The sequence below is a fragment of the Actinotalea sp. JY-7885 genome, assembly GCF_014525465.1.
Lineage (GTDB): Bacteria > Actinomycetota > Actinomycetes > Actinomycetales > Cellulomonadaceae > Actinotalea.
The window spans coordinates 1-24,290 of record NZ_JACEXH010000024.1; the positions used below are offsets into that span (position 1 = coordinate 1).

Annotated in this window: 22 protein-coding genes; 2 read left to right on the forward strand and 20 right to left on the reverse strand. The window is 75.5% G+C overall.

All coding sequences use genetic code 11. The annotated features are described in order from the left end of the window. Positions 1 to 163 precede the first annotated feature (163 nt). From IDM29_RS17495 to IDM29_RS03990, 20 genes are all read right to left on the reverse strand, one after another. Positions 164 to 946 (reverse strand): hypothetical protein, encoded by a 783-nt coding sequence (locus tag IDM29_RS17495; RefSeq protein WP_182113219.1) that lies wholly within the window; start codon positions 944 to 946, stop codon positions 164 to 166. Positions 947 to 1,157: 211 nt separating this feature from the next. Continuing rightward, positions 1,158 to 1,925 (reverse strand): YoaK family protein, encoded by a 768-nt coding sequence (locus IDM29_RS03900; RefSeq protein WP_182113218.1) that lies wholly within the window; start codon positions 1,923 to 1,925, stop codon positions 1,158 to 1,160. Between the two features lie 81 nt (positions 1,926 to 2,006). Continuing rightward, on the reverse strand, positions 2,007 to 3,188 hold the full coding sequence (locus tag IDM29_RS03905; protein ID WP_182113217.1) for an XdhC family protein: 1,182 nt from the start codon (positions 3,186 to 3,188) through the stop codon (positions 2,007 to 2,009). Next, on the reverse strand, positions 3,173 to 3,775 hold the full coding sequence (locus IDM29_RS03910; protein WP_182113216.1) for an NTP transferase domain-containing protein: 603 nt from the start codon (positions 3,773 to 3,775) through the stop codon (positions 3,173 to 3,175). The genes IDM29_RS03905 and IDM29_RS03910 overlap by 16 nt, the downstream gene beginning before the upstream one ends. Continuing rightward, positions 3,772 to 4,782 carry a glucose-6-phosphate dehydrogenase (coenzyme-F420) gene (gene fgd, locus IDM29_RS03915; protein WP_182113215.1) on the reverse strand — a complete coding sequence of 337 codons (1,011 nt, stop codon included), beginning with the start codon at positions 4,780 to 4,782 and terminating at the stop codon, positions 3,772 to 3,774. Before fgd ends, IDM29_RS03910 begins: the two co-directional genes overlap by 4 nt. Before the next feature lie 64 nt (positions 4,783 to 4,846). Further along, positions 4,847 to 5,836 (reverse strand): 2-hydroxyacid dehydrogenase, encoded by a 990-nt coding sequence (locus IDM29_RS03920; RefSeq protein ID WP_182113214.1) that lies wholly within the window; start codon positions 5,834 to 5,836, stop codon positions 4,847 to 4,849. Between the two features lie 33 nt (positions 5,837 to 5,869). After that, positions 5,870 to 7,063, reverse strand: a complete 1,194-nt coding sequence (locus tag IDM29_RS03925; RefSeq protein ID WP_182113213.1) for an enolase C-terminal domain-like protein — start codon at positions 7,061 to 7,063, stop codon at positions 5,870 to 5,872. Beyond that, the gene (locus IDM29_RS03930) at positions 7,060 to 8,049 is read right to left on the reverse strand and encodes a glycerate kinase (RefSeq protein ID WP_182113212.1); all 990 of its coding nucleotides are present in this window, start codon (positions 8,047 to 8,049) and stop codon (positions 7,060 to 7,062) included. The genes IDM29_RS03925 and IDM29_RS03930 overlap by 4 nt, the downstream gene beginning before the upstream one ends. Before the next feature lie 11 nt (positions 8,050 to 8,060). Further along, positions 8,061 to 9,269 carry an MFS transporter gene (locus IDM29_RS03935; protein WP_182113211.1) on the reverse strand — a complete coding sequence of 403 codons (1,209 nt, stop codon included), beginning with the start codon at positions 9,267 to 9,269 and terminating at the stop codon, positions 8,061 to 8,063. Further along, complete coding sequence (locus IDM29_RS03940) at positions 9,266 to 10,486, reverse strand: amidohydrolase family protein (protein ID WP_182113210.1); 1,221 nt, start codon at positions 10,484 to 10,486, stop codon at positions 9,266 to 9,268. Before IDM29_RS03940 ends, IDM29_RS03935 begins: the two co-directional genes overlap by 4 nt. Position 10,487: 1 nt before the next feature. Then, positions 10,488 to 11,315: a carbohydrate ABC transporter permease gene (locus tag IDM29_RS03945; RefSeq protein WP_182113209.1), complete on the reverse strand. Its 828-nt coding sequence runs from the start codon at positions 11,313 to 11,315 to the stop codon at positions 10,488 to 10,490. After that, entirely contained in the window at positions 11,312 to 12,262 is a 951-nt protein-coding gene (locus IDM29_RS03950; RefSeq protein ID WP_182113208.1) for a carbohydrate ABC transporter permease, read from the reverse strand. The genes IDM29_RS03945 and IDM29_RS03950 overlap by 4 nt, the downstream gene beginning before the upstream one ends. A 62-nt stretch (positions 12,263 to 12,324) precedes the next feature. After that, a complete protein-coding gene (locus IDM29_RS03955) occupies positions 12,325 to 13,599 on the reverse strand; it encodes a sugar ABC transporter substrate-binding protein (RefSeq protein WP_182113207.1) in 1,275 nt (424 codons plus the stop codon). Between the two features lie 29 nt (positions 13,600 to 13,628). After that, positions 13,629 to 14,972, reverse strand: a complete 1,344-nt coding sequence (locus IDM29_RS03960; RefSeq protein WP_188037219.1) for an amidohydrolase family protein — start codon at positions 14,970 to 14,972, stop codon at positions 13,629 to 13,631. Between the two features lie 2 nt (positions 14,973 to 14,974). Further along, positions 14,975 to 16,087 carry an NAD/NADP octopine/nopaline dehydrogenase family protein gene (locus IDM29_RS03965; protein ID WP_182113205.1) on the reverse strand — a complete coding sequence of 371 codons (1,113 nt, stop codon included), beginning with the start codon at positions 16,085 to 16,087 and terminating at the stop codon, positions 14,975 to 14,977. Beyond that, positions 16,084 to 17,061, reverse strand: a complete 978-nt coding sequence (locus IDM29_RS03970; RefSeq protein ID WP_182113204.1) for an LLM class flavin-dependent oxidoreductase — start codon at positions 17,059 to 17,061, stop codon at positions 16,084 to 16,086. The genes IDM29_RS03965 and IDM29_RS03970 overlap by 4 nt, the downstream gene beginning before the upstream one ends. Further along, positions 17,058 to 17,948 (reverse strand): xanthine dehydrogenase family protein subunit M, encoded by an 891-nt coding sequence (locus tag IDM29_RS03975; protein ID WP_182113203.1) that lies wholly within the window; start codon positions 17,946 to 17,948, stop codon positions 17,058 to 17,060. Before IDM29_RS03975 ends, IDM29_RS03970 begins: the two co-directional genes overlap by 4 nt. After that, a complete protein-coding gene (locus tag IDM29_RS03980) occupies positions 17,945 to 18,436 on the reverse strand; it encodes a (2Fe-2S)-binding protein (RefSeq protein ID WP_255491766.1) in 492 nt (163 codons plus the stop codon). Before IDM29_RS03980 ends, IDM29_RS03975 begins: the two co-directional genes overlap by 4 nt. Further along, positions 18,418 to 20,673 carry a xanthine dehydrogenase family protein molybdopterin-binding subunit gene (locus tag IDM29_RS03985; RefSeq protein WP_182113202.1) on the reverse strand — a complete coding sequence of 752 codons (2,256 nt, stop codon included), beginning with the start codon at positions 20,671 to 20,673 and terminating at the stop codon, positions 18,418 to 18,420. The genes IDM29_RS03980 and IDM29_RS03985 overlap by 19 nt, the downstream gene beginning before the upstream one ends. Next, entirely contained in the window at positions 20,670 to 22,010 is a 1,341-nt protein-coding gene (locus IDM29_RS03990) for a glycoside hydrolase 100 family protein (RefSeq protein ID WP_182113201.1), read from the reverse strand. The genes IDM29_RS03985 and IDM29_RS03990 overlap by 4 nt, the downstream gene beginning before the upstream one ends. 159 nt (positions 22,011 to 22,169) lie before the next feature. On the opposite strand from IDM29_RS03990, the gene IDM29_RS03995 reads away from it, so the two are divergent. Beyond that, the gene (locus IDM29_RS03995; RefSeq protein WP_182113200.1) at positions 22,170 to 23,420 is read left to right on the forward strand and encodes an ROK family protein; all 1,251 of its coding nucleotides are present in this window, start codon (positions 22,170 to 22,172) and stop codon (positions 23,418 to 23,420) included. Then, positions 23,417 to 24,290 (forward strand): FAD-binding oxidoreductase (locus IDM29_RS04000; RefSeq protein ID WP_188037220.1); only part of this gene is annotated, 874 nt, incomplete at its 3' end. The genes IDM29_RS03995 and IDM29_RS04000, both read left to right, overlap by 4 nt.

Below are 24,290 nucleotides of genomic sequence, written 5' to 3' on the forward strand. Positions count from 1 at the left end.
CAGCCCGCGGCGACCAGCAGCGCGAGCAGGGCGCACGCGGCCGCCCCGCGCGGAGAGCGGCGGTGGCGGCGGGCGACGGCGGGGGCGGCGACGGGTGGAACGGGGAGCACACCCCAGGATCGGTGCCGCCGGCCCCGCGGGCCGCGCCCGCCACGCCGAGGGCTCATGGGACGGGCGTCACCGTCCAGGCACCGTTGGTCATGATCGCGAGGACGCCCGGCATCGCGATCTCGTAGGTGTCGGCGAACGGGGCGGAGTCGCCGAACAGCACGGTCGCGGGGTTCCCGGAGGCGTCGACGTCCACGGCGGAGTAGGCGCGGCCGTGGAACGAGTCCTCGGGACCGGCCGGCGTGTAGGAGACCTCGAGGCGGCCCGCGGTGTCGCCGAGGAAGAGCACCGTCGACCCCGTGCCCTGCTGCGGCCCTGTGACGAGCTCCAGGTCGTTCCAGCTCTCCAGGGTCAGTGTCCACGGCCCCTCGGCGTGGACGACGACCGCCTGCTCCGGCGCCGTGTCGCGGAAGATGTCGAGGAGGTACGAGCCCGAGTACGGCGCCGGCCCCTGCCCCCAGGGCTCTCCGCGGTCGGGGGCCGTGACGACCACCTCCCCGGCGCACGCCGTGCAGTCGATGCCGACGACCAGGGCCGTCTCGCCCTGCCGTGTGTATCCGACGACGGCGGACCCGGACCCGCTCACGGTCGCGGGGACGCCGTCCCCGACCGGGCCCGCATGCAGCTGCTGCTCGGGCAGCGGGCGCTCGGTCGGCGTGGGCGCCGGCGTGGGCGTGGGCGTGGGGCTGGGGGTGGCGCCGGCCGCCGGGCTCGCGGCGACCGGCTTCGGGGACTTGTCGACGGGCGCGTCGTCGGCCGCGCACGCGGTGAGCGCGAGGGCGAGCAGGAGCACCGGGACCCCGGCGGACGCGACACGGACGGGGCGCGGTGCGGGCATCCCCGCATCATGCCGGACCTGCGCGGTGCCGCCCCACCCGGCCCGGCCCGGCCCGCGCCGCACGGCGCGTCCGTGCGGACCGTGGGGCCGGAGTGACTCCTGGGGCGGGAGTGCCGTCACACCGGCCCCACGGGCCCCACCATCACCACGCTCCGCACCGACCGGCACAGCGGGCCGGGTGAGGGCTGCGCCCGGCGCGCGCCGGGAGCGGTCAGGCGGCGTCGACCGAGGGCGTCGAGGCCCGTGCGTCGGCGACCTGGTGGCGGCGCAGGAGCAGCAGGACGCCCGTCGCCGTGAGGATGAGCGCGACGCCGACGGCGAGGGCCGCCTGGCCGTCCGCGGCCCGGATCACGGCCGCGCCGACCGCCGCACCGACGCCCATGGCCGCCACCGCGAGGAAGCGGTCGAGCCAGCCCGCGTTGGCGCCGCGCGGGGCGCCCGCCAGGCGGCTGTCCCGCGCGAGGTTCGCGAGCGTGCTGGTGACGACGACCGTGGTGATGTCGGCGTTCCCGACGGGCTTCGCCGCCGCCACCTGTGCCCCCATGAGCGCGGCCAGCAGCGCGGTGATCACCAGCATCATGGGCGTCCCGAGGTCGCCCACGGCGAACCAGACCCCGCACAGGACCGCGGCCAGACCCGTCCCGACGACCAGCGTCCACAGGCTCGCGGCCGGCAGCACCTCGGCCCTGCCGCGCGGCACCACCCGGCCGCCGACGATCGACCCGAGCACGAAGCCCGCGAGCGCGACGGCGTTGTTGAGGAAGGGGATCTCCTCGACGCCCGCGAGCGCGAACCCCAGGAAGAGCACGTTGCCCGTCATGTTGCCGGTGAACACCCGGTCCAGGCTCAGGTAGCTGACCGCGTCGATGAGGCCGGTCGACGCGGTCAGCAGCAGCAGGCCGGTCGTGGCGAGGGCGCGTGCACGGGGGTCCGCCGCACGCGCCGTCGCGGCGTCGCGCGCGCGCTCCGGCGGTCCCATCGGGTCGGTCCTCGTCTCGTCGAGTCCCCCGACGCTAGCCGCCCGCTCCGTCGACGGGAGATCCGACGGTCCGACGACGGGTCAGAACGCCGGCGGGGGGTGGTGGATGGGGCCGTCGAGCTCGCCCAGCGGACCCCCGCCGCCTCCCCACCGGCGGGCGACCATCTCGGCCGCGATCGAGATCGCCGTCTCCTCCGGCGTCCGAGCGCCGAGGTCGAGCCCGACGGGCGACGCCAGCCGGGCCAGCTCCGTCCCGGTGAGCCCGGCCTCCCGCAGGCGACGGCACCGGTCCTCGTGCGTCCGGCGCGACCCCATCGCACCGATGAAGCCGAGCGCGGGCGAGCGGAGCGCGACCTCGAGCAGCGGGACGTCGAACCGCGCGTCGTGCGTCAGGACCAGCAGGGCCGTGCGCCTGTCCGTCCGCCCCGCGGCGACCTCGGCGGCGAGGTACCGGTGCGGCCAGTCGACGACGACGTCGTGGGCGTCCGGGAAGCGCTCGCGCGTGGCGAACACGGGCCGCGCGTCGCACACCGTGACGCGGTGGCCGAGGAACCGGCCCACGGTCGTCACGGCGGCCGCGAAGTCCGTGACGCCCGCGACGATCAGCCGCGCCGGCGCGGCGAACACCTCGACGAGCACGCGGCACCCCGTGCCCTGACGCTCGCCGTCGGCGCCGTAGGTGAGCACCTCGGTCCGGCCCGCACCGATCAGCCCGGCGGCGTCCGCCGCCACGGCGGCGTCCAGCCGCCCGCCTCCGAGGGTCCCCGACGCGTCACCACCCTGCGCCGTCGGGACGACCAGCAGCTGGGCCCCGACGCGCGCCGGGTCGGGGTGCTCGACCACGGTCGCGAGCCCGGCGGGCCGGTGCGCGCCGACCGCCGCCGCGAGGCCGCGCGCGAGGGCGACGTCGTCCGGGCCGCGGCTCCCGGGAGGCGCACCGGTCGCTGCGCCCGCGATGTGCCTGCGCACCAGGACCTCGATGGTGCCGCCGCACGTCAGGCCCACGGCGAGTGCCGCGTCGTCGCTCACGCCGTAACGCACGACCGTGGGCACACCGCTCACGAGCACCTCGCGCGCCAGCTCGTAGACGTCCCCGTCGACGCAGCCGCCCGAGACCGAGCCCAGGACCGCACCGTCGGCGCTCACGAGCATCGAGGCGCCCGCGTCCCGCGGTGCCGAGCTCCACGTCTGGACCACCGTGGCGACCGCGACCGCCTTCCCTCGATCGAGGAGTGCGGCGGCCTCGTTCAGGATCCCGTGCACGCGCCGCCCCGCTCTGGGCCGGCGACGGCGCCCGGCGCGACGTCGACGTCCACGCCGTCCCCCACGTCACCGCACTCGACCCGCACCGGTGCGTGCGCCGCGAGGTACGCGCGCGCGCCGCGGTCGCCCTCCGCGGACCGTCCCGCACCCGCCCAGTGGTCGCGTCCCAGGAGCACGGGGTGCCCCGGGACACCGTCGTACGTCGCCTGCGCGAGGGCCGTCGGACCCCCCAGCGCGACGAGCCGCCGCACCGCGGCGGACGTCAGGCCCGGGGTGTCCACGAGGGTCACGACCACGGCGGCGGCCGGGGTGTCCGCGAGCGCCCGCAGCCCCGCGCGTAGGGACGCGCCCATCCCGCCCTCCCAGTCGGCAGCGACGAGGACCTCCGTGCCGGGCGGCACGAGTCCTCTCGCCTCATCCGCGCCGGCGCCCAGCACGACGAGCCGAGGCACGCAGCCGGCGCCGGCCAGGGCGTGCACCCGGTCGGCGAGCCAGCCCTCGACGAGGGCCTTGGGGCGGCCGTACCGGCGCCCGGCGCCGGCCGCCAGCACCAGTCCCGCGACGCAGGCCGCGGCGGGCGCGCTCACCGCACCTGGCCCGCCCGCGCCCGCAGCCGGGGCAGGACGTGCTGCTGGTAGAGGCGCAGGAAGCGCCGCTGGTCGGCGCCAGGGTGGTGGAAGACGAGGTGGGTGAAGCCCATGTCGACGTACTCCCAGATCCGGTCCACGTGCTCGTCGGGGTCGTCGGAGACGATGAACCGCGAGGCGGTGCGCTCCGTAGGCAGCGCGTCCGCGAGGCGCTCCATCTCGATCGGGTCCTCGACGCCGGTCTTCTCGTCGCTCGAGAGGGCGAGGGCACCCCAGAACCGCGTGTCCTCGAAGGCACGCTCGCGATCGGTGTCGAAGGACACCTTCACCTCGATCATGAGGTCGAGGTCGCTCAGCCCACGGCCGGCGCGGGCGGCCCCCTCGGCGAGCGCGGGCAGCAGGGTCTCGGTGTAGAGGGTCCTGTCCTTGCCCGACGTCGTGATGAAGCCGTCAGCGACGCGTCCGGCGAGACGGGTCGCGGCCGGCCCCGAGGCCGCGACGTAGAGCGGCACCGGCTGCTCCGGTCGGTCGTACACGGTCGCGCGGTCGACGCGGTAGTACGTGCCGTCGACCGTCACGCGCTCCCCCTCCCACAGGGCGCGCATGAGCGTGATGGCCTCCTTGAACCGGGCGAAGCGCTCCTTGCCGTCCGGCCACTCGATACCGAGCGGCGCCTCGTTCATCGCCTCCCCTGTGCCGATGCCCAGGACGACGCGCCCCGGGGCGAGGCAGCCGAGAGTAGCGAAGGCCTGCGCGACCACGGCGGGGTGGTAGCGGAAGGTGGGCGTGAGCACGCTGGTGCCGAGCACCACCCGCTCCGTGCTCGTCGCCAGGGCGCCGAGCAGCGGCAGGGCGGCGGGTGCGTGGCCTCCCGTGTGCCGCCACGGCTGCAGGTGGTCGGACACGAACACCGAGTCGAAGCCTGACTGCTCGGCGAGCACCGCGAAGTCCAGGAGGTCGCGGGGGCCGAACTGCTCGACCGACGCCTTGTAGCCGAATCTCAGCATGGGGTTCTCCTCTCGGTGGCCCGGGTGGGCGATGCCGCGACAGCGGCGGGTCGTCCGGGACGGTTCATGTGCGGGCCCCTCGTGTGCGGGCCCCGTGTCCCGCCGACGGCAGCGGCGAGCGCCGCCCGGGCGGCGCGGCGAGGGCGCTGCGCACGACGTCGCCGACGAGCGCGCGCACACGCCGCCGCGCCTGCTCGGTCCCCGCCGCCACGTGGGGCGTGACGAACGTGGCGAGTCGCAGCAGCTCGTGGTCGCGCGGCACCGGCTCGGTCTCGAAGACGTCGAGCGCCGCGCCGGCGAGTCGCCCGTCGCGCAGCGCGGCAGCGAGGGCTGTCTCGTCGACCAGGCCACCTCGGCTCGCGTTGACCAGCACGGCGCCCGGGCGCATGCGCGCGAGGCGGGCCGCGTCCACGAGGTGGTGCGTCGCCCCGACCAGGGGCGCATGCAGGGTCACGACGTCGCTCTCGGCGAACAGCGTGTCGAGGTCGACGTGGCGCGCGCCGTCCTCGTCCGCGGGCCGCGGCGCGACGTCGTGGTAGAGCACCGCGCTCCCGAAGCCCGCGAGCCGCCGCCGGACCGCGCGCCCGATCGACCCGAAGCCCACGATGCCGACCGTCAGGGCACCGAGCTCGCGGCCCAGGGGTCGCGCCGACCACCCGTACGTCCGCAGGCCCGCGTCGGCGGCGACGGCGTCGCGCAGGACGACCAGCATGGCCATGACCGTCCAGTCGGCGACCGCCTCGGCGTTGTAGCCGGGCGCGCTCACCACCTCGATCCCCTGCGCTGCGGCGGCGTCGACGTCGATCACGCCGTCCAGGCCCACGGACGGCTGGACCACGAGCCGGCACCGATCGAGTCCACGCAGCGTCGCCGCGTCGAGACGGAACCGCCGCGACGCGTCGCCCACGACGACGTCGGCGCGCGCGAGGTCGCCGGCGAGGTCGCCGATCGTCGCGTCGCGCGGCGCGAGCGTCGCGGTCGCGGGCTGCGGCGCGCCCACGAGCCACGAGTCGACGAGCTCACGGGGGTAGTCGGACAGGCAGACGACGTGCATGCGGCACCTCTCAGGACGAGGGACGGACGGACCTCAGACGGGGTAGGGGCGGCTGCGCACGACCTTGTCCAGATCGAGCGCCATGCCCAGCCCGGGAGCTGTCGGGCACACGACGGCGCCGTCCACCGGGACGATCGGCTCCGCGAGCACGTGCTGGTAGAGGGGCATGAGCCGCGACAGGTACTCCATCTGCGGGACCAGCGACGGCGGCGCGGCGAAGGACACGGCGGCGTTGCACTGGAGCGACTGCCCGTGCGGGATCGCCTGCGCGCCGGCCGCGGCGACGAGCGCGAGGATCTTCATCGTCTCGGAGATGCCGCCCGCCCAGTGCGGGTCCGGCTGGTAGAGGTCGAGCACGTCAGCGGCGACGAGCTCGGCGAAGCCCCACCGCGTGTACTCGTGCTCCCCGCCCACCACCTGCACGCCGCCCGGCAGGCGTCGGCGCAGCGTGCGGTAGCCCGCGAGATGGTCGGCCGGGAGCGGCTCCTCGATCCAGCGCAGCCCGAGGCCGGCGCACGCGCGCGCGACGTCGACCGTGAAGGCGACGTCCCACGAGCTCCACGCGTCGAGCATGATCTCGACACCCGGTCCGGCCGCGTCCCGCACGGTGCCCACGAGCTCCACGACGGCGTCGACCCCGGCCGCCCCGTCCTCGGGCCCGGAGCGCGGGAACCACTTGAGGCCCCGGTACCCCGCGCCGACGAGCTCGCGCGTGCGTCGCGCGACGTCGGCGGGCAGCAGGGACTCACCGAGCGTCGAGACATAGGCCGGGATCTGCTGGCGGGTGGGCCCTCCGAGGAGCACGTGGGCGGGCACGCCGAGCCGCTGCCCGCGCAGGTCCCACAGCGCGCAGTCGAGGGCGGACAGCGCCACCATCCCGGTGCCCTTGCGACCGTGGATCGCCGACCGGTACAGGACGTCCCACAGCCGCTCTGACGCCATGGGGTCGGCGCCGAGCACCAGCGGCCGCAGCACCCGTTGGATCGTGAACGCCTGCTCCGGGGACAGCTGCGTGACGGTCCCCGTCAGACCCTCGTCCGTGTCCACGTGCAGGAGCGTCGAGCTGACCTCGAACCGGTCGGGCCCGACCTGCGTGAACGTCTGCGGCGGCGCGGCCCGCAGCTCCGGGTAGATGTCCGTCGGCCGCCGCAGCCGGTCGAGGAAGACGCCTCCCGGCGCCTCGACGACACCGGTGTACTCGACGCAGCGCACGTCGGTGATCCTCACGCGTGTCCCCTCTCCAGGTACTCCCTGATGACCTGCTCCACGCAGGCCGCCGTCCGCGTCCACGACGCCTGGCCGAACCGCTCGGCCAGCGGCACGACCGGTGCGTCGAGCCCGTGGCCCGCCCGCACGGTCCCCGCCACGACGAGCACCGGGACCCCGGCCCGGCGCGCGCGGTCGACGACGCCCCCGACGACCTTGCCCTGACTCGAGCCGCCGTCCAGGCACCCCTCGCCGGTGACCACGAGGTCCGCGTCGGCGAGCGCCGCGTCGAGTCCGGCGTGCCGCGCCACGAGGTCGAACCCGGGCACGAGCCGGGCGCCGAGAGCCGCGAGCCCGCCGCCCAGGCCCCCGGCGGCACCGCCGCCGGGCAGGTCCCGGACGTCCACACCCCAGCGGTCGAGGTACTCCTGCGCCTGCCGGGCAAGGCGCCGCGTCAGCACGGCGACCTGCGCCGTGCCGGCGCCCTTCTGGGGCCCGAAGACCGCGGCGGCGTCAAGGAAGCGCGTGGTCACGTCGCACGCCACCACCACCGGCACGGCGGCACCCGGACCCCCCAGCGGCCGCCGGAGGGCGAGGACCTCGAGGGCGCCGCTGCCCCCGTCCGTCGTCGCGGAGCCGCCGAGCGTCACGACCACCTCGCGCGCACCGGCGTCGACGGCGGCGACGACGAGCTCGCCCGTGCCGCGGCTGGTCGCCGCCACGGGGTCGTTGCCCTCGGCGCCGCCGACGAGGTCGAGCCCCGAGGCCCGCGCGGCCTCGACCACCGCGACGCCGTCGGGGCGCAGCAGCCACGCCGCGTCGACGGGCCGCCCGAGGGGGTCGGTGACCCGCGTGACCCGGTTGGCGCCGCCGAGCGCCTCGAGCGTGCCCTCCCCACCGTCGGCCAGGGCCAGCGCCGTCCCCGTCCACCCCGCGGCCCGGGCGCCCGCGAGCACGGCGGCCGCGACGTCGGCCGCCGTCGCCGAGCCCCGGAACTTGTCCGGCACCGCCAGGACCCTCACGGCGCACTCACGAACGTGGCACGCGCCGTCGTGCGGTCGCGTGACATCACGGAGACGACGGCGAGCACACCGAGCCCCAGTGCCCCGGCGCCGACGGCGGCCGGCCCACCGACCGCCGCGCCCGCCAGGAAGCCGAGCAGCGCGGCGCCCGCCGCCGTGCCACCGTCGAAGGCGGCGTTCCACACGGAGCTGGCGGTCGGCGCGTGCGCGTCCGGCACGCGGGCGAGGCTGACGTCGAGGGTGACGCTCTGGAGGGCGCCGAAGGCGACGCCGAACAGGCCGGCGCCGACGACGAGCGACGCCGTGCCGCCGACGTCGGCGTCCCGCAGGCCCAGGGCGACGGCCGCGAGACCGGCGGTCCCCAGGACGAGCAGGACCGGTGTGACGACGCGGTGCCCCCGGCGGTCCGTCAGGTGCCCGACGCGCCAGCGTGCGAGCGCACCGGTCGCGCCGTAGACGAGCAGAGCCACGGCGGCCACGGGCCCGTCGGGCCGCTGGAGCGGCAGCACGGTGACCAGCCCGCCGCCGCACATCGTCACGAGGAAGAGCGTCGCCGTGGGGAGCAGCAGGCGCCTGACGGTCGGCCCGAGGGCGCCGCGCCCGTCCCGCCTGCCCGGCTCCGCACCGACGCGGTCCCGCGGCAGCCCGCGCACGACCAGCGCCAGGAGCGGGGCGGCGGCGAACCACGCGACCACGGGGAACCGGCCGTCGAGCGTGAGGGCGGTGGTCGCCGACACCACCACCATGTTCGGGATCGCCGCCGACAGGCCGTAGATGCCGATCGCCTCGCCCTGCCGCTCACGCGGCGCCGCCCGGGGGATCGCGACGGCGCCGACCACGGTGAGCAGCGCGAACCCGACCCCGCGCACGGCTGACAGCACGTACCAGGAGCCGAGGTCGTCGACCAGCAGGTACGCCGGTGACGGCGCCCCGAGCAGCACGGCTCCGGCGACGAGCAGGGTCCGGACCGACCATCGCCGCATGAGGGCTCCCGCCACGAGCTGCGTGGCGACCGTGACGGCGAGCATCACACCGGTCACCGTGCCGACGACGGCCTCGGGGTGGCCCAGCTGCGCGGCCCGCAGCGGCAGCGCGCCGAGCGTCGCCGAGAAGCTCACGAACCCCGCGAGGTTGGTGAGGAACACCGCGCGCACGACCGCCGAGCGCCACAGCGACTGCGACGCGGCCGCCGCCCGGGCGCTCATGCGGGGCCCTCGTCGTGGACCGGACCCGAGGTCGTCGTGGTCGTCCGGCTCACGACCCGTCCCGACCGCAGGACGAGGCGGTCCGCGGGGGCCAGGGCGATGGCGTCGCCGAGGCTCGCGGCGCGGACGGCGAGAAGGTCGGCGCGGCGTCCGACGACGGGACCTGCCTGCGGCAGGCGGAGCACGGCGCGCGCGGCGGGGACCGTCATGCGCCACGCCTGCTCGAGCGTGCGGTGCCCGGCCGTGACGAGCAGCGACGCGGTCTCGAACGGGTCGAGGCGTCCCACGGGGTTGAACGGGTCCCGCACGTTGTCGCCGCCGGCGGCCACGCTCACCCCGGCGCGCTCGAGCGCGTCCAGCGCCGTGAGCCCCCGCGGGGTCGGGTGGGCGCCGCGACCCTGGAGGTGCAGGTTGGTCGCCGGCAGGGTGACGACCGCGAGCCCCGCGGCCGCGACCTCCGCCGCCACCTCGTCGGCGAGGGCCGGGGCGAGGGACCCGAGCGAGACGGCATGGCTCGCCGTGACGGGCACCTCGACCTGCGCCGCGAGCGATGCCAGGCGGCGCAGCGTGAGGACCGAGCCGTCGGTCGTCTCGTCGACGTGGAGGTCGACCGGGCACCCGGCGTCCACCGCGACCTGGAGGCACGCGTCCATCGCCTCGTCGGGCGCGGCCTCGCTGAAGGGGTTGCCGCCGACGGCGTCCGCGCCCGCCGCGAGCGCGTCGCGCAGGATGCGCACGTGCTCGCCCCACGTCACGCCGGCCGCCGGACCGCCGACGTGCGCGACGACCTCGAGGTCGACGTACGGCGCCATCTCCTCGCGCACCTGGGCGAACGCCTCGACCGCGCGCAGACCGAGCAGGCGCCCGCAGCCGAGGTGCGTGCGCACCGCGGTGACCCCGTTGCGGACCAGCAGGCGCAGCGCGCGCCGCGCCCGGCGGCGGATGTCCGCGGCGTCGGACGCGAGCAGCACGGCCTCGTACCCCGCCATGGCACCCGCCAGCGTGCCGAGCGGGTTGGCGACCCGGTCCACCGTGAAGACCTTGTCGAGGTGGGCGTGGGGCTCGACGAGCGACTCGACCAGCAGGTACCCGTCGAGGTCGGTCACCGACGTCGCCGGACCGGACGTCCCGGCCGGGCGCACGGCCGTGACCACGTCGCCCGTGATCTCGACGTCGACCGTGCTGCCGTCGGGCAGCAGCGCGTTGGTGAGGAGCACGTCAGCCCTTCACCCCGCCGCCGGCGATCTGGGTCACGTAGCGCTGCAGGTAGGCGAAGATCAGCAGCACCGGGATCATCACGAGCACGCCGGCCGCGAGGAGCCTGCCCCAGTCCGTCGTGAACTCGCCGATGAGCGAGTTGAGGCCGACCGAGAGCGTGCGCTTGGAGTCCGTGTCGATGAACGTGTTGGCGTACAGGAACTCCTCCCACACCTGGATGATCGTGAAGACCGCCGCCGCCATGACGCCCGGCATGGCCGGCGGGAGCACGACGCGCCACAGCGCCTGGAACCGGCTGCAGCCGTCGATCATCGCCGCCTCCTCGACCTCCACCGGCACGGCCATGAAGTAGTTGCGCATGAGCCAGATGCAGAACGGCAGCGCGAACGAGACGTACACGAGCGTCAGCCCGACCAGCGAGTCCAGCAGGCCCAGGGTGTTGACGGTCTTGTACAGCGGGATCGCCAGGAGGACCGCGGGGAACATCTGCGCCGCGACGACGACGAGGAGCATGCCCCGGTTGCCGAGGAACGTGAACCGGGCGAACCCGTAGCCCGCGAGGATGGCCAGGAGCAGCGCGATCGTCGTCGTGCCGACCGCGACCACCACCGAGTTCATGAAGTACGTGAAGAACGCGGTGTCGACGAGCTTCTCGTAGTGACCGAGGTAGATGCCGCTCGGCAGGAGCCGCTTGTCCGCGCCGTTGAGCTCCGGCGTCGTCTTGAACGACGAGACGACCATGTAGGCGAACGGCAGCACCGTGCCCACCAGGAACAGCAGTGCCACGAGGTGCGCGCCGCCGCTGGCGCGTGTCCGGGAGGTCGTCATCGCCGCTTCTCCTTCCGACCCTCGACGACGTAGAAGTAGAGGACGGCGAGCACCATCATCATCACGAAGATGACCATGGCGATGGCCGCGGCCTTGCCGAAGTCGAACTCCTGGAAGGCCGTGCGGTAGGCGACGGTCGTCAGGATGTCGGTGGCACCCACGGGCCCGCCGCGGGTGAACAGCCAGATGCCGTTGAAGTTGTTGATCGCGCCCGAGATGGTCGTCAGGGTCACGAGGGCGAGCGACGTGCGGATCCCGGGCACGGTGACGTGGAGGAACCGCTGCCAGGCGTTCGCGCCGTCGATCATCGCCGCCTCGTACTGCTCGGGCGGGATCTGCTGCATCCCGGCCAGCAGGATGACCGCGGTGAACGGGGTCCACTTCCACGCGCTGATGAGCACGAGGGTGGGCAGCGCGGTCGAGGTGTTCGCGAGCCACATCGGGGGGTTCTCCAGGATCCCCGAGTCGCGCAGGATCTGGTTGACGGGCCCCGATGCCGGGTCGAGCAGGAAGCGCCAGATGAGCGCCACGAGGACCGTGGGCACGACCCACGGGACGATCATGGTGGTGCGGACGAACCCGCGGGCGACGAGCTGCTTGTTGAGCGTCGTGGCGATGACGAGGCCGAGCCCGACCTGGAGCAGGAGCGTCGCGGCTGCCCACACGTGGGTCCGTCCCATGACGGTCCAGAAGGACGCGCTGGTGAACAGGTCGACGAAGTTGTCGAGGCCGACGAACTGCTCCTGGCCGGGGGCCATGAGCGAGGAGTCGGTCAGGCTCGTCCAGGCCGCGTTGAGCACCGGGTAGCCGATGATCAGGCCGAGCACGACGAAGGCCGGGGCGATGTAGAGGAACGGCTCGAGCCGGCGCCGCCGCTGCCGCCGCGCGCGGGCGGCCGGGGGCGTGACGACGGGCAGCGTGGGCGCGGGTGTCGTGGTGGTGGTCATGGTCTTCCTCGCTCGTGCCGGGCGTCCGGCCGCCCCGGGGGCGGGGCAGCCGGACGCGGCGGCTAGCTGGAGAGCTTCTCGGTGGCCTGCTCAGCGGCGGAGCGCAGCGCGTCGGCGGGCGACGCCTGCCCCTGGATCACGGAGTCCCAGGCGTTGGCGAACACGCCCCACTCGACGTCGCCCCACGTGGGCAGCGCCGGGCGTGCCCGCGCGAACTCCATCTGCTCGACGAAGACCTGGCGGACGGGGTCCTCGGTGGCCCAGGCGGAGTCGATGACGTCCTTGCGACCGGGGATGTTGCCGCTCGCCTGGATGAACTCCATCTGCTCGCCGCCGGTGACCCACTCGACGAACTCCCACGCCTCGTCGGGCGCGCCTGCGTTGGCGGCGACGCCGATGGTGGCGCCGCCGAGGATCGTCGCCTTCTCAGAGCCCTGCGGCAGCGGTGCCACGCCCCAGTCGAGGTCGGGGTTGCCCTCGGTGATCGCGTTCTGCCCCCAGGGCCCGATCGCCATCATGGCGACGCGCTCCTGGGCGAACGGCGCGACGTACGGGTCCCAGCCGCTCGTCGCGGCCAGGAAGTCGGGCGGGACGACGGCGTCCTCGAGGTGGAGGTTGGCGTAGAACTCGAACGCTTCGATGCCCTTGTCGTCGTCGAAGACGGCCCGGGTGGCGTCGGCGTCGACGATCTGGCCGCCGTTCTGCCACAGCCACGGCCAGAACAGGAACGCGCCGTAGCCCGCCGGACCCATCATGTAGCCGTAGCGGTCGCCGCCCGTGAGCTCGATCGCCGCGGAGCGCAGGTCCTGCCACGTCGTGGGCACCTCGATGCCCGCGTCCGAGAGCATCGCCTTGTTGTAGAAGAGGCCGACGTTGTTCGTGTAGTACGGCAGGCCGTACTGCTTGCCGGCGTACGTGGAGTACTCCATGGCACCGGTGTGGAAGTCGCCCGCCACGCCGCCGGTCCGGTCGGTGAGGTCCGCCAGGATCTGCGCCCCCGCGAGCTGCGGCACCGACGACGAGTCGACGATCGCGACGTCCGGGCCGCTGCCACCGCTCACCGCGGTGGTCAGCTTCGAGACGAGGTCCGCCGTGGGCAGCCCCTCGACCTGGACCGTCATGCCCTTCGCCTCGCCGAAGGCCTTGGCGGCACGCTGCAGGCCGGAGTCCGCGTCGCCGGCGACGGCGGCGTTGGCCCAGATCCGGAGCGTGCCCGGCTTGCCGCCGCCTCCTCCACCGCCGGAGGAGGAGCCGCCGCCGCCGCCGCAGGCTGCGAGGGCGATGCCGGCCGCGATGCCGCCGCCGATGCCCAGGAGCTGGCGACGGCTGAGGTTCATGGCGGAGATTGGGGTTCGGGTGGTGCGCGTCATTGCGTTCCCTCTCTGGTGTTCGACCGTCGGTCGAGTCGGTCGCTGAGGTCGACGGGGGGCCAGTCGGCCGGATCGGTCGTCCCGGTGCGGTGCGCCATGTCGCGGGTGGCGACGTAGGCGCGCTCCACGAGCTCGTCCTCGTCCGATCCGGTGAGGCGGCCGTCGTGGAGCACGAGCCGGCCGTCCACGACGACGTCGGTCACGTCGCCCGGGCCGGCACGGTGGACCACCGACCACACGGGGTCCACCAAGGGCTGGAGGCCGACCCGGCGGGCGTCCAGCCGGACCACGTCCGGCGAGCCGTCGAGCCGGCCGTCGACGCCGGCGACCCCGAGGGCGCGAGCACCCTGGACGGTCGCCATGGCGTAGGCCGCGGCCGAGCCGAGGGCTGCGGGGTCGAGCCGTGCCTGCCCCTGGGCGTAGACCGCCTGGCGCATCTCGTGGAACAGGCTCTCGGTGCCGTCGATGCCCAGCCCGACCGTCACGCCGGCGTCCACGAGGTCGGCGACGCGCGCGAAGCCCTTGGCGAGCCTGAGGTGGTTGGTCGGGCAGTAGACCACGGCGGTCCCCGTGCCGGCCAGCAGCCCGACCTCCCGGTCGGAGAGCTGGACGCAGTGCACGAGCACGGTCCCGGGCCGCAGGAAGCCGAGGCGGTGCAGCAGCTCGACCGGGCGCACGCCGTGCTCGGCGACGCACTGCTCGACCTCCGCGACCGTCTCCGCGATGTGCGTGTACAGCCGCAGGCCGAGCCGGTCCGCGGCGGCGACGGTGTCCGCGTAGTCCTCGGCCGCCGCCTGCCGCAGCGAGACCGGCGCGAGGAACAGGCGGTCGGCCGGCAGCAGCTCGGCCAGGGCGCGCTCCGCGAGGCGGGCGACGTCCGCCACCGTCGTGCACGTGCGCGCGTCGCCGCGCGTCATGACACCGAGCGCCACGCTCGCGCGCACACCGACGTCCCGGTGCCCGGCGACGGCCGCGTCGAGCAGCTCGGGCCGGTGCAGCGGGTACACGTGGTCGACGACGGACGTGACGCCGGCGCGCAGCTGCCGCGCGCTCGCGAGCGCCGTCAGGGCGCGGTGCTCCTGCGGCGTCGCGACGGCCTGCGTGGCGGCGGCCGCCGTGATGACCTGCGTGAGGGGCGCGCCCTCGGTCCGGCGGCCCGTGGGCATGAAGGCCCGCAGGTGGTCGTGCAGGTTGACGAGCCCTGGCAGCAGGAGGCTGCGCGGCGGGGTGCCCGGCGCCGGCGCAGCCGCCGGCGCGAGCCGCACCGCCCTGTCGACCACCTCGGCCGTCACGGGTGCGGTCCCCTCGCCCACCGGCACGCCGGTGAGGCGCACGGGCACCGTCACCACCACCCCGTCCGCGCGGCCTCGAGGAGGCCGTCGCGGCCGGCGCCGGCCAGCCCGAACGCCTCGAGAGTGCGCCCCTCCGCCCGGAAGTCGGTGCCGGTCGCGATCGACGCGAGGTGGATCATCGCGTCGACGGTGGGGGTCGCGACGCCCACCTCGCGCCCGATCGATGACATGAGGCACAGCGCGAACGGCACATCCTCGGTGACGTACCGGCTGCTCAGCGCGTCCGGACCGGTGCCGAACGTCGAGTCCGCGAAGGCGCTCGAGCGCAGGGTCTCGAACAGGTCCGCGCCCACGCGCGGCGCGAAGCCCTGCTCGACGAGGTACTCCTCATAACCCTTGAGGTTGCTGAAGCCGAACGCACGGCGGATCTCGATCAGCTCGGCGTCGATCGCGGCGATCCAGCGGCACACCGCAGGGCTCGCGCCCTCACCCCAGAGCAGGAACTTGCCCGCCCGGCCTTGGACCGCGCCGAGGTTGCCGAGGATCGGCGGCACGTGGTCGATGGCGTTGAAGTTGAGCAGGACTGTCTCCCACACGCTCTCGCCCGCCGTCACCGAGGGCCAGATCGCGCACGCCGTCGCCTCGGCCGGGTTACCCGCCGGCAGCCCCGCGACGACCGTGCCGCCGACCTTCCGCGACGCCGTGACCAGGCCCGGCTCGCGTACCCGCGCCCCGTACGGCAGCGAGTTCAGCTCGGCCACGTGCGCACGCACGCGGCGCCCGGAGCGGCGCATCGCAGCGACCAGGGCGAGGGCGCCGCCTCCCTCGCCGGCGAAGACCACCTGCTGGCCGTCCTCGAGGTTCGCGGCGAGGATCTCGGCGAACGCGTCGTGCCCGAAGGCGGGCACGGAGACGACGACGAGCTCGGTGCCCCGCACGGCGGCGGCCGGGTCGAGCGACGCCCTGGCGGGCGCCTCGGTCACGTGGTGCCAGGGCGAGCGGAGGCGGACGACGCCGCGCTCGGCGATCGCGTCGATGCTCGCGCGGAAGCGCTCGAGGTCGGCGACGGTGACGTCGATGCCGAGCAGCGACATCTCGATCGCGGAGCTGAGCGCCCCGGCCCCGGAGCCGAGGACGGTTGCGGACGTGGGCAGGTGGGTCATGCGAGGACCGCCTTCGCGAGCTGGGTGAGCTGGGTGCTGACGGCGTCGGGGGTGGCCCCGCCGACGCTGAGGATGACCTCGTCGACGCCGGCCGCGGCCAGGGCGTCGACGGCGTCGCGGACGCGGCCCGCCGGCCCGGCCACGCCGAATGCCTCGGCCATCGCGTCCGTGACCTGCGCCGCTGCGGCGACGCGGTCCCCGGTGCGCACGGTGGCGCGCAGCGCGCGGACCTCCTCGACGTCGAGGCCGTAGACCTCGATGAGCTCGTCGGCGTAGGCGCCGCCGGCCATCGTCGTGCACCGTGGGCGCAGCGCGGCCAGGGCCGCCTCGCGGTCGTCGCCGATCTCGACGTCGAGCATCAGGCAGATCGACGTGCGGCCCTCGGTGCGCCCCGCCGCGCCGGTGGCGACGTGGTCGCGCACGTACTGCACGTGGCTGGGCGCGATGCCGTGGGTGATGACGCCGTCCGCGACGCGGCCGGAGAGCTCGAGCATCTTGGGGCCACGGGCCGCGAGGTAGAGCGGGCCGTCCTGCACGTCCCAGCGCAGGCGCGAGCCGCGCGCGCTGAAGGTCTCCCCCGCGACGTCGGACGTGCCGCGCGAGAGCTGGCGGACGATCTCGACGGCCTCCGCCGTGAGCCGCAGCGGACGCTTCATCTCGATCCCGAGCTCGCTCGCGAACTCGTAGCCCCCCGCGCCCAGGCCGAGCACGAACCGGCCGTCGCCGATCTCCCGCAGGCTCGCGGCCATGCTCGCCAGGAGCGTCGGGTGCCGCAGGAAGGGCGACATGACGGCGGTCCCGAGCGTCACGCGCCGCGTCGCCGCCATCATCAGGGCGAGCGCGCCCGAGACGTCCCGGTGGAAGTAGTGGTCGGCCAACCACACGCCGTCGAAGCCGAGGTCCTCGATCCGGCGTGCCCAGGCCGCGGCCTCGGTCATCGGCTGGTCGGGACGGACGGTGACACCGATCTTCACGAGGCGATCTCCTGCTCGGGGTGGGGGACGAGGGGGTCGTGGGGCTGGTCGGGACCGACGCCGCCGAGCACCTCGTGCAGCAGCGCGGCCGCGCAGCGGCGGCGGTAGGCGGCGCTCGCGCGAAGGTCGTCGATGGGGCTGATGTCCGCCTGGACGGCGGCGAGGGCGGCGCGCGCGACGGCCGGGGTCACCCGGCGGCCCTCGAGCTCCGCCTCGGCGGAGCGCAGGCGCACCACGGTGGGCGCGACCGAGCCTGCGGCGAGCCGCACGTCGTGCAGCACGCCGTCCGCGACGCGCCACTGCCAGGCGAGGTCGACGACGGAGATCGCCAGCGCACGGCGCCCGCCGATCTTCCGGTAGCCGCCGGTCGCCGGCGGAGTCGGCACCCGGACCGTGACGACCCACTCGGTCGCCCGCAGGTCGACGCGCCGGGGACCCAGCAGGAAGGCCTCGAGCGGGACGTCGCGCTCACCGTCGGTCCCGCGGACGGTGACCACGGCCTCCGCCGCGAGGAGCGGGGGCACGGTGTCCGCGGCGGGCGAGCCCGTCGCGAGGTTGCCGCCGAGCGTCGCGCGGTTGCGGATCTGCTGGGACGCGAAGAACGAGGCCGCGTCCCGCAACGCCGGGAACCGGCCCGCGAGCGCGTCGACGACGCGGGCCAGGGGCGCGACGCCCGACAGGACGAGCGAGGGCCGGTCGCCGTCCTGCACCGCGAGCGGGGCGGGCGCGTCCACGAGCCCCGTGAGGTCGACCAGCCGGTCGTGGCGCGCACCCGCGCGGCGCTGCACGAGGAGGTCGGTGCCGCCGGCGAGCGGCATGCCCTGCGCCAGCAGCGCGCTCACCTCGGCGACGTGCCGCGGTCGCACGACCTGGGGCGGGGCGCTCACGAGGCACCCCCGCAGCGACCCCGAGCGACGTCGTGCAGGACGTCGTGGAAGCGGTTGTACCCCGTGCAGCGGCACAGGTTCCCGTCCAGGGCGGCGCGGATCTCGTCGTCGGAGGGGTCCGGCGACCGGTCGAGCAGCGCGGCGCACGACATCAGGACGCCGGGGATGCAGTAGCCGCACTGGACGGCCTGTCGGCGCACGAAGGCCTCCTGCAGGTCCGCGCCACCGCGGTCCGCGAGTCCCTCGACCGTCTCGACATCGGCGTCGGCGACCTGTCCCTGCAGGACCAGGCACGAGCAGACGGCGCGACCGTCGACGAGCACGGTGCAGCTGCCGCACTCCCCCATGCCGCAGCCCTCCTTGGCGCCGGTCAGGCCGAGCCCGTCCCGTAGGACGTCGAGCAGACGGGCGCCGGGCAGGTCGTCGACGCCGAGGCCGAGGGCCGCCGCGGTCGCGGCCGGGTCGACGCTCACTCCGTTGACGCGCACGGCGCCACCTCCTCCAGCAGGGCCAGCAGGCGCTCGGGCGTGACGGGGAGCTCCGCGGGCAGCACGCCCGTCGCGTCGAGCACCGCGGCGGCGAGCGCGGGGGGCGTCGGCACGACGACGACCTCGGACATCCCCTTCGCGCCGTAGGGGCCGGTCCCCTCGGCGCCCGGCACGAGGACGGTGTGCATGCGCGGCGCGTCGGCGATCGTCGGTGCGTGGTAGCTCTCGAGGCTGGTCGTGCGCGGGATCCCGTCCGTCACGACGTGCTCCTCCATGAGCGCGAGGCCGAGGCCCTGGAGGATGCCGCCCTCCGCCTGGCCGACGACGCCGCCGGGGTTGATCGCCGTGCCGCAGTCCACCGTGCAGAGCAGCTCGGGCACGCGGATCTCTCCCGTGAGGACGTTGACCTCGGCACGTACCACCTGGGCGCAGGAGCCGTAGACCCGGTGGGGCCCGAAGCGCGCGAGCTCCTCGTGCGGGACGAGGCCGGGGTCCTCGGTGTCGGGCAGGCGGAACTCCGCGCTGTGCTCGGCGCGGCCGAGGGCCTCGAGCTTCTCGCCGGTCCCCGCCGGGTCGGTGTCCAGCGGGAGCCCGAGGCGCTCGCACTCCTCGCGCAGCACGAGGCAGACGGCGTGCACCGCAGCCCCGCCCGCATAGGTCGAGCGCGAGGCGGCGGTCGGCCCGGACTCGGGGACGACCGACGTGTCGCCGACGACGACGGTGACGTCGTCGTAGGACAGGCCGAGCGTGTCCGCCGCGACCTGACGGTAGGTCGTCTGGATGGACTGGCCGGTGTGGTTGGGGCCGGCCCAGACGGTGACGTGCCCGCTCCGGTCGATGCGCAGCCGGGCACGGGCCGTGTCCCCCGTGCCGCTGCCCATGCCGACGCCCTTCATGGCGATGGCCACGCCCGTGCCCCGCCGCCACGGCCAGCAGGCACCCGCGGCCCACGCCGCCCGGTCCGCCCACAGCGGGTGCTGCTCGGCGGTCCGGAGCGCCTCGTCCACGCGCAGGCTCGCGGTGGTGCGGTGGCGGTAGAGGCTGTGCTGCTCCCCGCCGCGCAGGACGTTGCGCCGTCGGATCTCGACCGGGTCGATGCCGAGGCGGTGCGCGGCGGCCGTCATGGCGTTCTCGATCGCGAACGCGACCTGCGGCACGCCGTAACCGCGGAAGGCGCCCGCGTTCGCGTTGTTCGTGTAGACCACCGTGCCGTCGAACTCGGCCGCTGCGAAGGCGTAGGGCCCGGTCGACATCTCCGCCGAGGTCTTCATGACGTTGGGCCCGGACGTGATGACCGGCCCCGTGTCCGCGAGCGCGTGCACGCGAGACCCGAGGATGCGGCCGTCGGGGTCGAACCCGATGGTGATCCGCGTCCGGAACGGGTGCCGCTTCGCACCGGCGGCCATGACCTCCTCGCGCGTCATGTGCACGTGCACCGGCCGGCCGGTGGCACGCGCGAGCAGCGCGAGGTAGACGGGCATCGGGTCGTCGTTGCGGGCGCCGAACGCGCCACCGACGGGTCCCCCGACCATGCGTACCTGCTCGGGGTCGACCGCGAGCGCGCGAGCGATCTTGCGCTGGTGCAGCCCTGGGTTCTGCGAACCGCACCAGACGGTCACGCGCCCGTCCTCCCAGACGGCCGTGCCGCCCGGCGTCTCGATCGCGACGTGCTCCTGCCCCGGTGTGCGCACCTCCTCGTCGAGGACGAGGTGGGCGGCCGCGAGGGCGGCGTCCACGTCGCCCGACCGGAAGGCGATCCGACCCGAGAGGTTGCCGTCCGCGTGCAACCGCGGGGCGTCCGCGTCGAGGGCGCGCGCCATCTCGGAGACGACGGGCAGCGGGTCGAGGGCGACGCGCACGAGGGCGGCCGCCAGGTGCGCCGTCGCCGCGTCCTCGGCGGCGACCAGGGCGATCGCGTCGCCGACCTGCCGCACCACGGTGGACGCGAGCACGGGGCCGTCGACGTCGCGCGGTCCGAGCGCGTTGACGGGCACGTCCGCGGCGACGAGCACGGCGCGCACGCCGTCGAGCGCCCGCGCGGCCGTCACGTCGACCTCGACGACCCGCGCGTGGGGCACCGCGGAGCGCACGACGACCCCGTGCAGGGTCCCCGGCAGTCGGAGGTCGGTCACGAAGCGCAGCGCACCGGTGACGATCTGGGGGGCCTCCTCCGCGGGCTGCGAGCGCCCCACCCAGGGCACGCGGGCGGCGCCGAGCGCGGTCGTGGCGCTCGTCATGCCCACCACCCACCGGGACGGTCCTGCCACGCGAGCGCGACGGCGGCGGTCCACGACTGCGCCATCGAACCCAGCGGTCGCCCGTCGAGCGCGTCGTAGTACTCCGCGAAGCGCAGGTCGGCGAGCTGTCCGAGGCCGGCCTCGCGCAGGGCGCCCGCCTCGTCGTGGTGCCCGTGGTGCGCGAGCGACCACGACATCAGCCACGTGAGGACCGGCCACTGGGGCCCACGCCAGTAGTTGTGGCTCACGAAGGCGGGGCTCCCCGGCGAGGTCGTCGGCGGCAGGGGTCGATGCAGGTCCGGGTGGCCGCACCAGCGCTCGCCCATGAGCAGCGCGACCAGGTCGTCGTGGAGCGGCGCCGGCGCCCCGCACACCAGCGGCGCGAAGCCGCCCACGGTCTCCGCGTGCAGCCACCCGCCCGCGCGCAGGTCGGCGTCGCGTGCCAGGCCCGTCGTCGGTGACACGGTCGCCGCGACGGCGTCGCCGGCACGGCGCGACATGGCCCGGAGCTCGGCGGCCTGGTCGTGGCGCGCGATCCCGTCGCCGAGCCCGGCGAGCAACTCGCTCGACAGCGCGTGCAGGGCGGTGAAGAAGACGTCGCCCACGCGGAAGTCGACGACGTCGCGCGCCGCGGCGTCGTCGTAGGCGACCGACGCCAGCTGGTCGAGCAGCCAGACGTAGCGGTCGTAGTCGCGGTCGGACGGGCGCTCGCCCGCGTCCGAGACGTGGCGCAGGTCCTGGCGGACGTAGGGCTCGAGCGCCCCGACGCTCACCCTCCGGTAGGCCTCGTCCCAGCGGGGCGAGTTGTCCATCCCGGACTCCCAGCCGTGGTGGATCTCCACCAGCCCGACCGGGTTGGCCGAGCGGACGTCGCCCAGCCACCGGTGCCAGGCGAACCACGCGTCGAAGGTCCGCCCGAGGAAGTCGCGGAACAGCTCCGCGTCCTCGCCCCCGTTCGCGCGGGCCTGCGAACCGATGACGGCGAGCGCGAGGCTGTGTACGCCGGGCTGACAGATTCCCGACGTCCGTACAGCGCTCGGCGCCGCGGTGGCGCGCTCGGTCCGCCACCGCTCGGGACCGGGGAAGTAGCCGTCCTCGTCGGAGAACACGATGTGGGGGATCATCCCGGTGGCCCATTGACCCGCGAGGAGCCCGTCGAGCTCACGGAGCGCCCGGGGCACGGAGATCCGGGCCCAGCCCATGGCCACGAAGGCTGCGTCCCAGCTCCACTGGTGCGGGTAGAGGTCCGGCGCGGCGACGGTGCGGGTGCCCCGGTCGTTGCGCCGGAGCACGTCGGCAGCCGCCTGCGCCAGCCTGTCGGCCGCGTTGCTGATCATGACCTCACACACCTGCACGCCATCGTGCGTCGGGAGCAATTCCGTTCAGCGGCCGAACGTAACGGTCTGGTGCGACGGCGTCAACAGTGGCAGGATGCCGCTCGTCCGACCGCCGGGGCGGTCCCCGAACCCGGCACGACCCAGCGACCAGGGAGCCCCATGGTGGACGCCACGACGGCCGGTCCCACCCCGATCCCCGGGGACCCCGGCTCCACGCCGGCGCCCTCCCCGAGCTCGCCGGGCTCGCTCGTCGCCCTGATCCGGTCCCGGCCCGGCTGGACCCGCCAGCAGCTGCTCGCGGCCACCGGCATGTCGCGCACGACCCTCTTCGAGCGGCTGGACGCGCTGTTCGCCCACGGCTACGTCTACCAGGCCGGCTCCGCCCCGGCCGGCTCCGACCGCGAGGGCGGAGGACCCGGCCGTCGGGCCGAGCTCCTGCGCTGGGACGACCGGGGCCGGGTGGTCGTCGTGCTCGACCTCGGCCAGACGCACGCGCGCCTGTGCGTCACCGGCGTCCGCGGCGACATCCTGCGCATGCGCGACGTCGCGACGGACATCGACACGGACGCGGCGCCCTACCTCGAGACGGTGTTCGAGGTCGCGCAGGAGCTGGTCGACGCGGGGGCCGACGAGCGCCTCGTCGGCGTCGCGCTCGGCATCCCGGGCCCCGTGGACCCGGTGACGGGCGTCCTGGGCAGGTCCACCACGATGCCGCGCTGGCAGTCGTTCCCCATCACCGCGACCGTGCGGGACCGCTGGGACGTGCCGGTCGTGATCGAGAACGACGCGCGCGCCTTCGCGCTGGGCGAGTCGAGCGTCGCGGGCTCCGGCCAGACCGTGCTGGCGGTGAAGTACGCGACAGGGATCGGCGCCGGCATCGTCGACGGCGGCCACGTGCTCGAAGGCTCGGCGGGTGCGGCCGGGGACATCGGCCACATCCGCCTGACCGCCGACGGCCCGCGCTGCACGTGCGGCCGCCGGGGGTGCCTCGCCGCGTGGGCGTCCGGGCAGGCCCTGGTGCGGCGCCTGGCCGCGACCGGGGTGCAGAACCTGCCGGACATCACCGAGCGGGTGTCCGCCGGCGACCCCGCGGTCTGCGCCGAGCTCGACGCCGCGTCCGCCGCGCTGGGGCGGGTGCTCGCCACCGTCGTCGCGACCATCAACCCGGACACCGTCGTGCTCGGCGGGGCGCTCGGGCGTCTGCCACGGGTCGTTGCGGCGGTCGATGCGGAGATCCGCGACCACGTCTCCGACCGGACCACCCAGCACCTCACGGTGACCTCGGCACGGCTCGGCGCCGACGGCGCGGTCGTGGGCCTCGCCCGCAAGCTCGTGGACCTCGTGTACGCGCCCGCCGCCGTCGACGCCGCCATCGCCCGCACCGACGCCGTGGCAGGCGGCGCGTCGTGAGGGACGCGGGCAGCAGGACGGTCCACCGCGCGGACGTCGGCTACGCCGAGGCCCGGCGCGCCCTGTCCGTGTCCGCGCACCAGCCCCCGCACGCACCGGCCGCCGTCGCGCGGGTGGCCGACGAGCAGGACGTCGTGGACCTCGTGCGTGCCGCCCGGCGCACCGGCCTGCGGCTCGCCGTCCGCAGCGGTGGCCACAGCCTCAGCGCGACCCACCTGCGACCGGGGAGCCTCGCGCTCGACCTCCGCGCCCTGCGCGGGGTCCACGTCGACCCGCACCGCGGCACCGCGCGTCTCGGTCCCGGCACGACCGTCGAGCAGGCCGCCGCGCTCCTCGACGGGTCCGGCTGGTCGTTCCCCGTCGGGCACGTCCCCACCGTGGGCCTCGGTGGCTACCTCCTGGCGGGCGGGCACGGCTGGAACGCCGGCGCCTGGGGCGCGGCGTGCGAGCGGGTCGTCGCCCTGGACGTCGTCACGGCCGACGGCCGACGCCTGCGCCTCACGCGGGAGGCCGACGCCGAGCTGCTCGCGGTCGCGCGGGGCGCAGGCCCCACGTTCCCCGGCGTCGTCGTCGGGCTCGAGGTGCGCCTGGTCCCCGGCGTGCCGACGGTGGTCCGGCGCCTGCTGACCGTGGGCGGCGAGGACGCGGCCGAGGTCGGTGCCGCGCTCGACACACTGCGGACCGAGCGCCTGCCCGGGCTGGAGGTGACCGTCTTCGCGCGTCGCACCGGACCCTGCGGGGGCGGCCCGCGTGCCGCGTCCCTGACCGTGGCCGGGACCGCCTTCGGCGCCGACGCCGAGCACGCCCGGCGCCTGCTCGCGGCCCTCGACGTCCTGCCGGGCGCGCAGGGCGCCGCGGCGACCGTGCACG

Coding starts and splice junctions, on each gene's coding strand:
- IDM29_RS17495 (WP_182113219.1), bottom strand. CDS start 946: ATGCCCGCACCGCGCCCCGTCCGTGTCGCGTCCGCCGGGGTCCCGGTG.
- IDM29_RS03900 (WP_182113218.1), bottom strand. CDS start 1,925: ATGGGACCGCCGGAGCGCGCGCGCGACGCCGCGACGGCGCGTGCGGCG.
- fgd (WP_182113215.1), bottom strand. CDS start 4,782: ATGCTGAGATTCGGCTACAAGGCGTCGGTCGAGCAGTTCGGCCCCCGC.
- IDM29_RS03920 (WP_182113214.1), bottom strand. CDS start 5,836: ATGCACGTCGTCTGCCTGTCCGACTACCCCCGTGAGCTCGTCGACTCG.
- IDM29_RS03935 (WP_182113211.1), bottom strand. CDS start 9,269: ATGAGCGCCCGGGCGGCGGCCGCGTCGCAGTCGCTGTGGCGCTCGGCG.
- IDM29_RS03945 (WP_182113209.1), bottom strand. CDS start 11,315: ATGACGACCTCCCGGACACGCGCCAGCGGCGGCGCGCACCTCGTGGCA.
- IDM29_RS03950 (WP_182113208.1), bottom strand. CDS start 12,262: ATGACCACCACCACGACACCCGCGCCCACGCTGCCCGTCGTCACGCCC.
- IDM29_RS03955 (WP_182113207.1), bottom strand. CDS start 13,599: ATGAACCTCAGCCGTCGCCAGCTCCTGGGCATCGGCGGCGGCATCGCG.
- IDM29_RS03965 (WP_182113205.1), bottom strand. CDS start 16,087: ATGACCCACCTGCCCACGTCCGCAACCGTCCTCGGCTCCGGGGCCGGG.
- IDM29_RS03985 (WP_182113202.1), bottom strand. CDS start 20,673: ATGACGAGCGCCACGACCGCGCTCGGCGCCGCCCGCGTGCCCTGGGTG.
- IDM29_RS03990 (WP_182113201.1), bottom strand. CDS start 22,010: ATGATCAGCAACGCGGCCGACAGGCTGGCGCAGGCGGCTGCCGACGTG.
- IDM29_RS03995 (WP_182113200.1), top strand. CDS start 22,170: ATGGTGGACGCCACGACGGCCGGTCCCACCCCGATCCCCGGGGACCCC.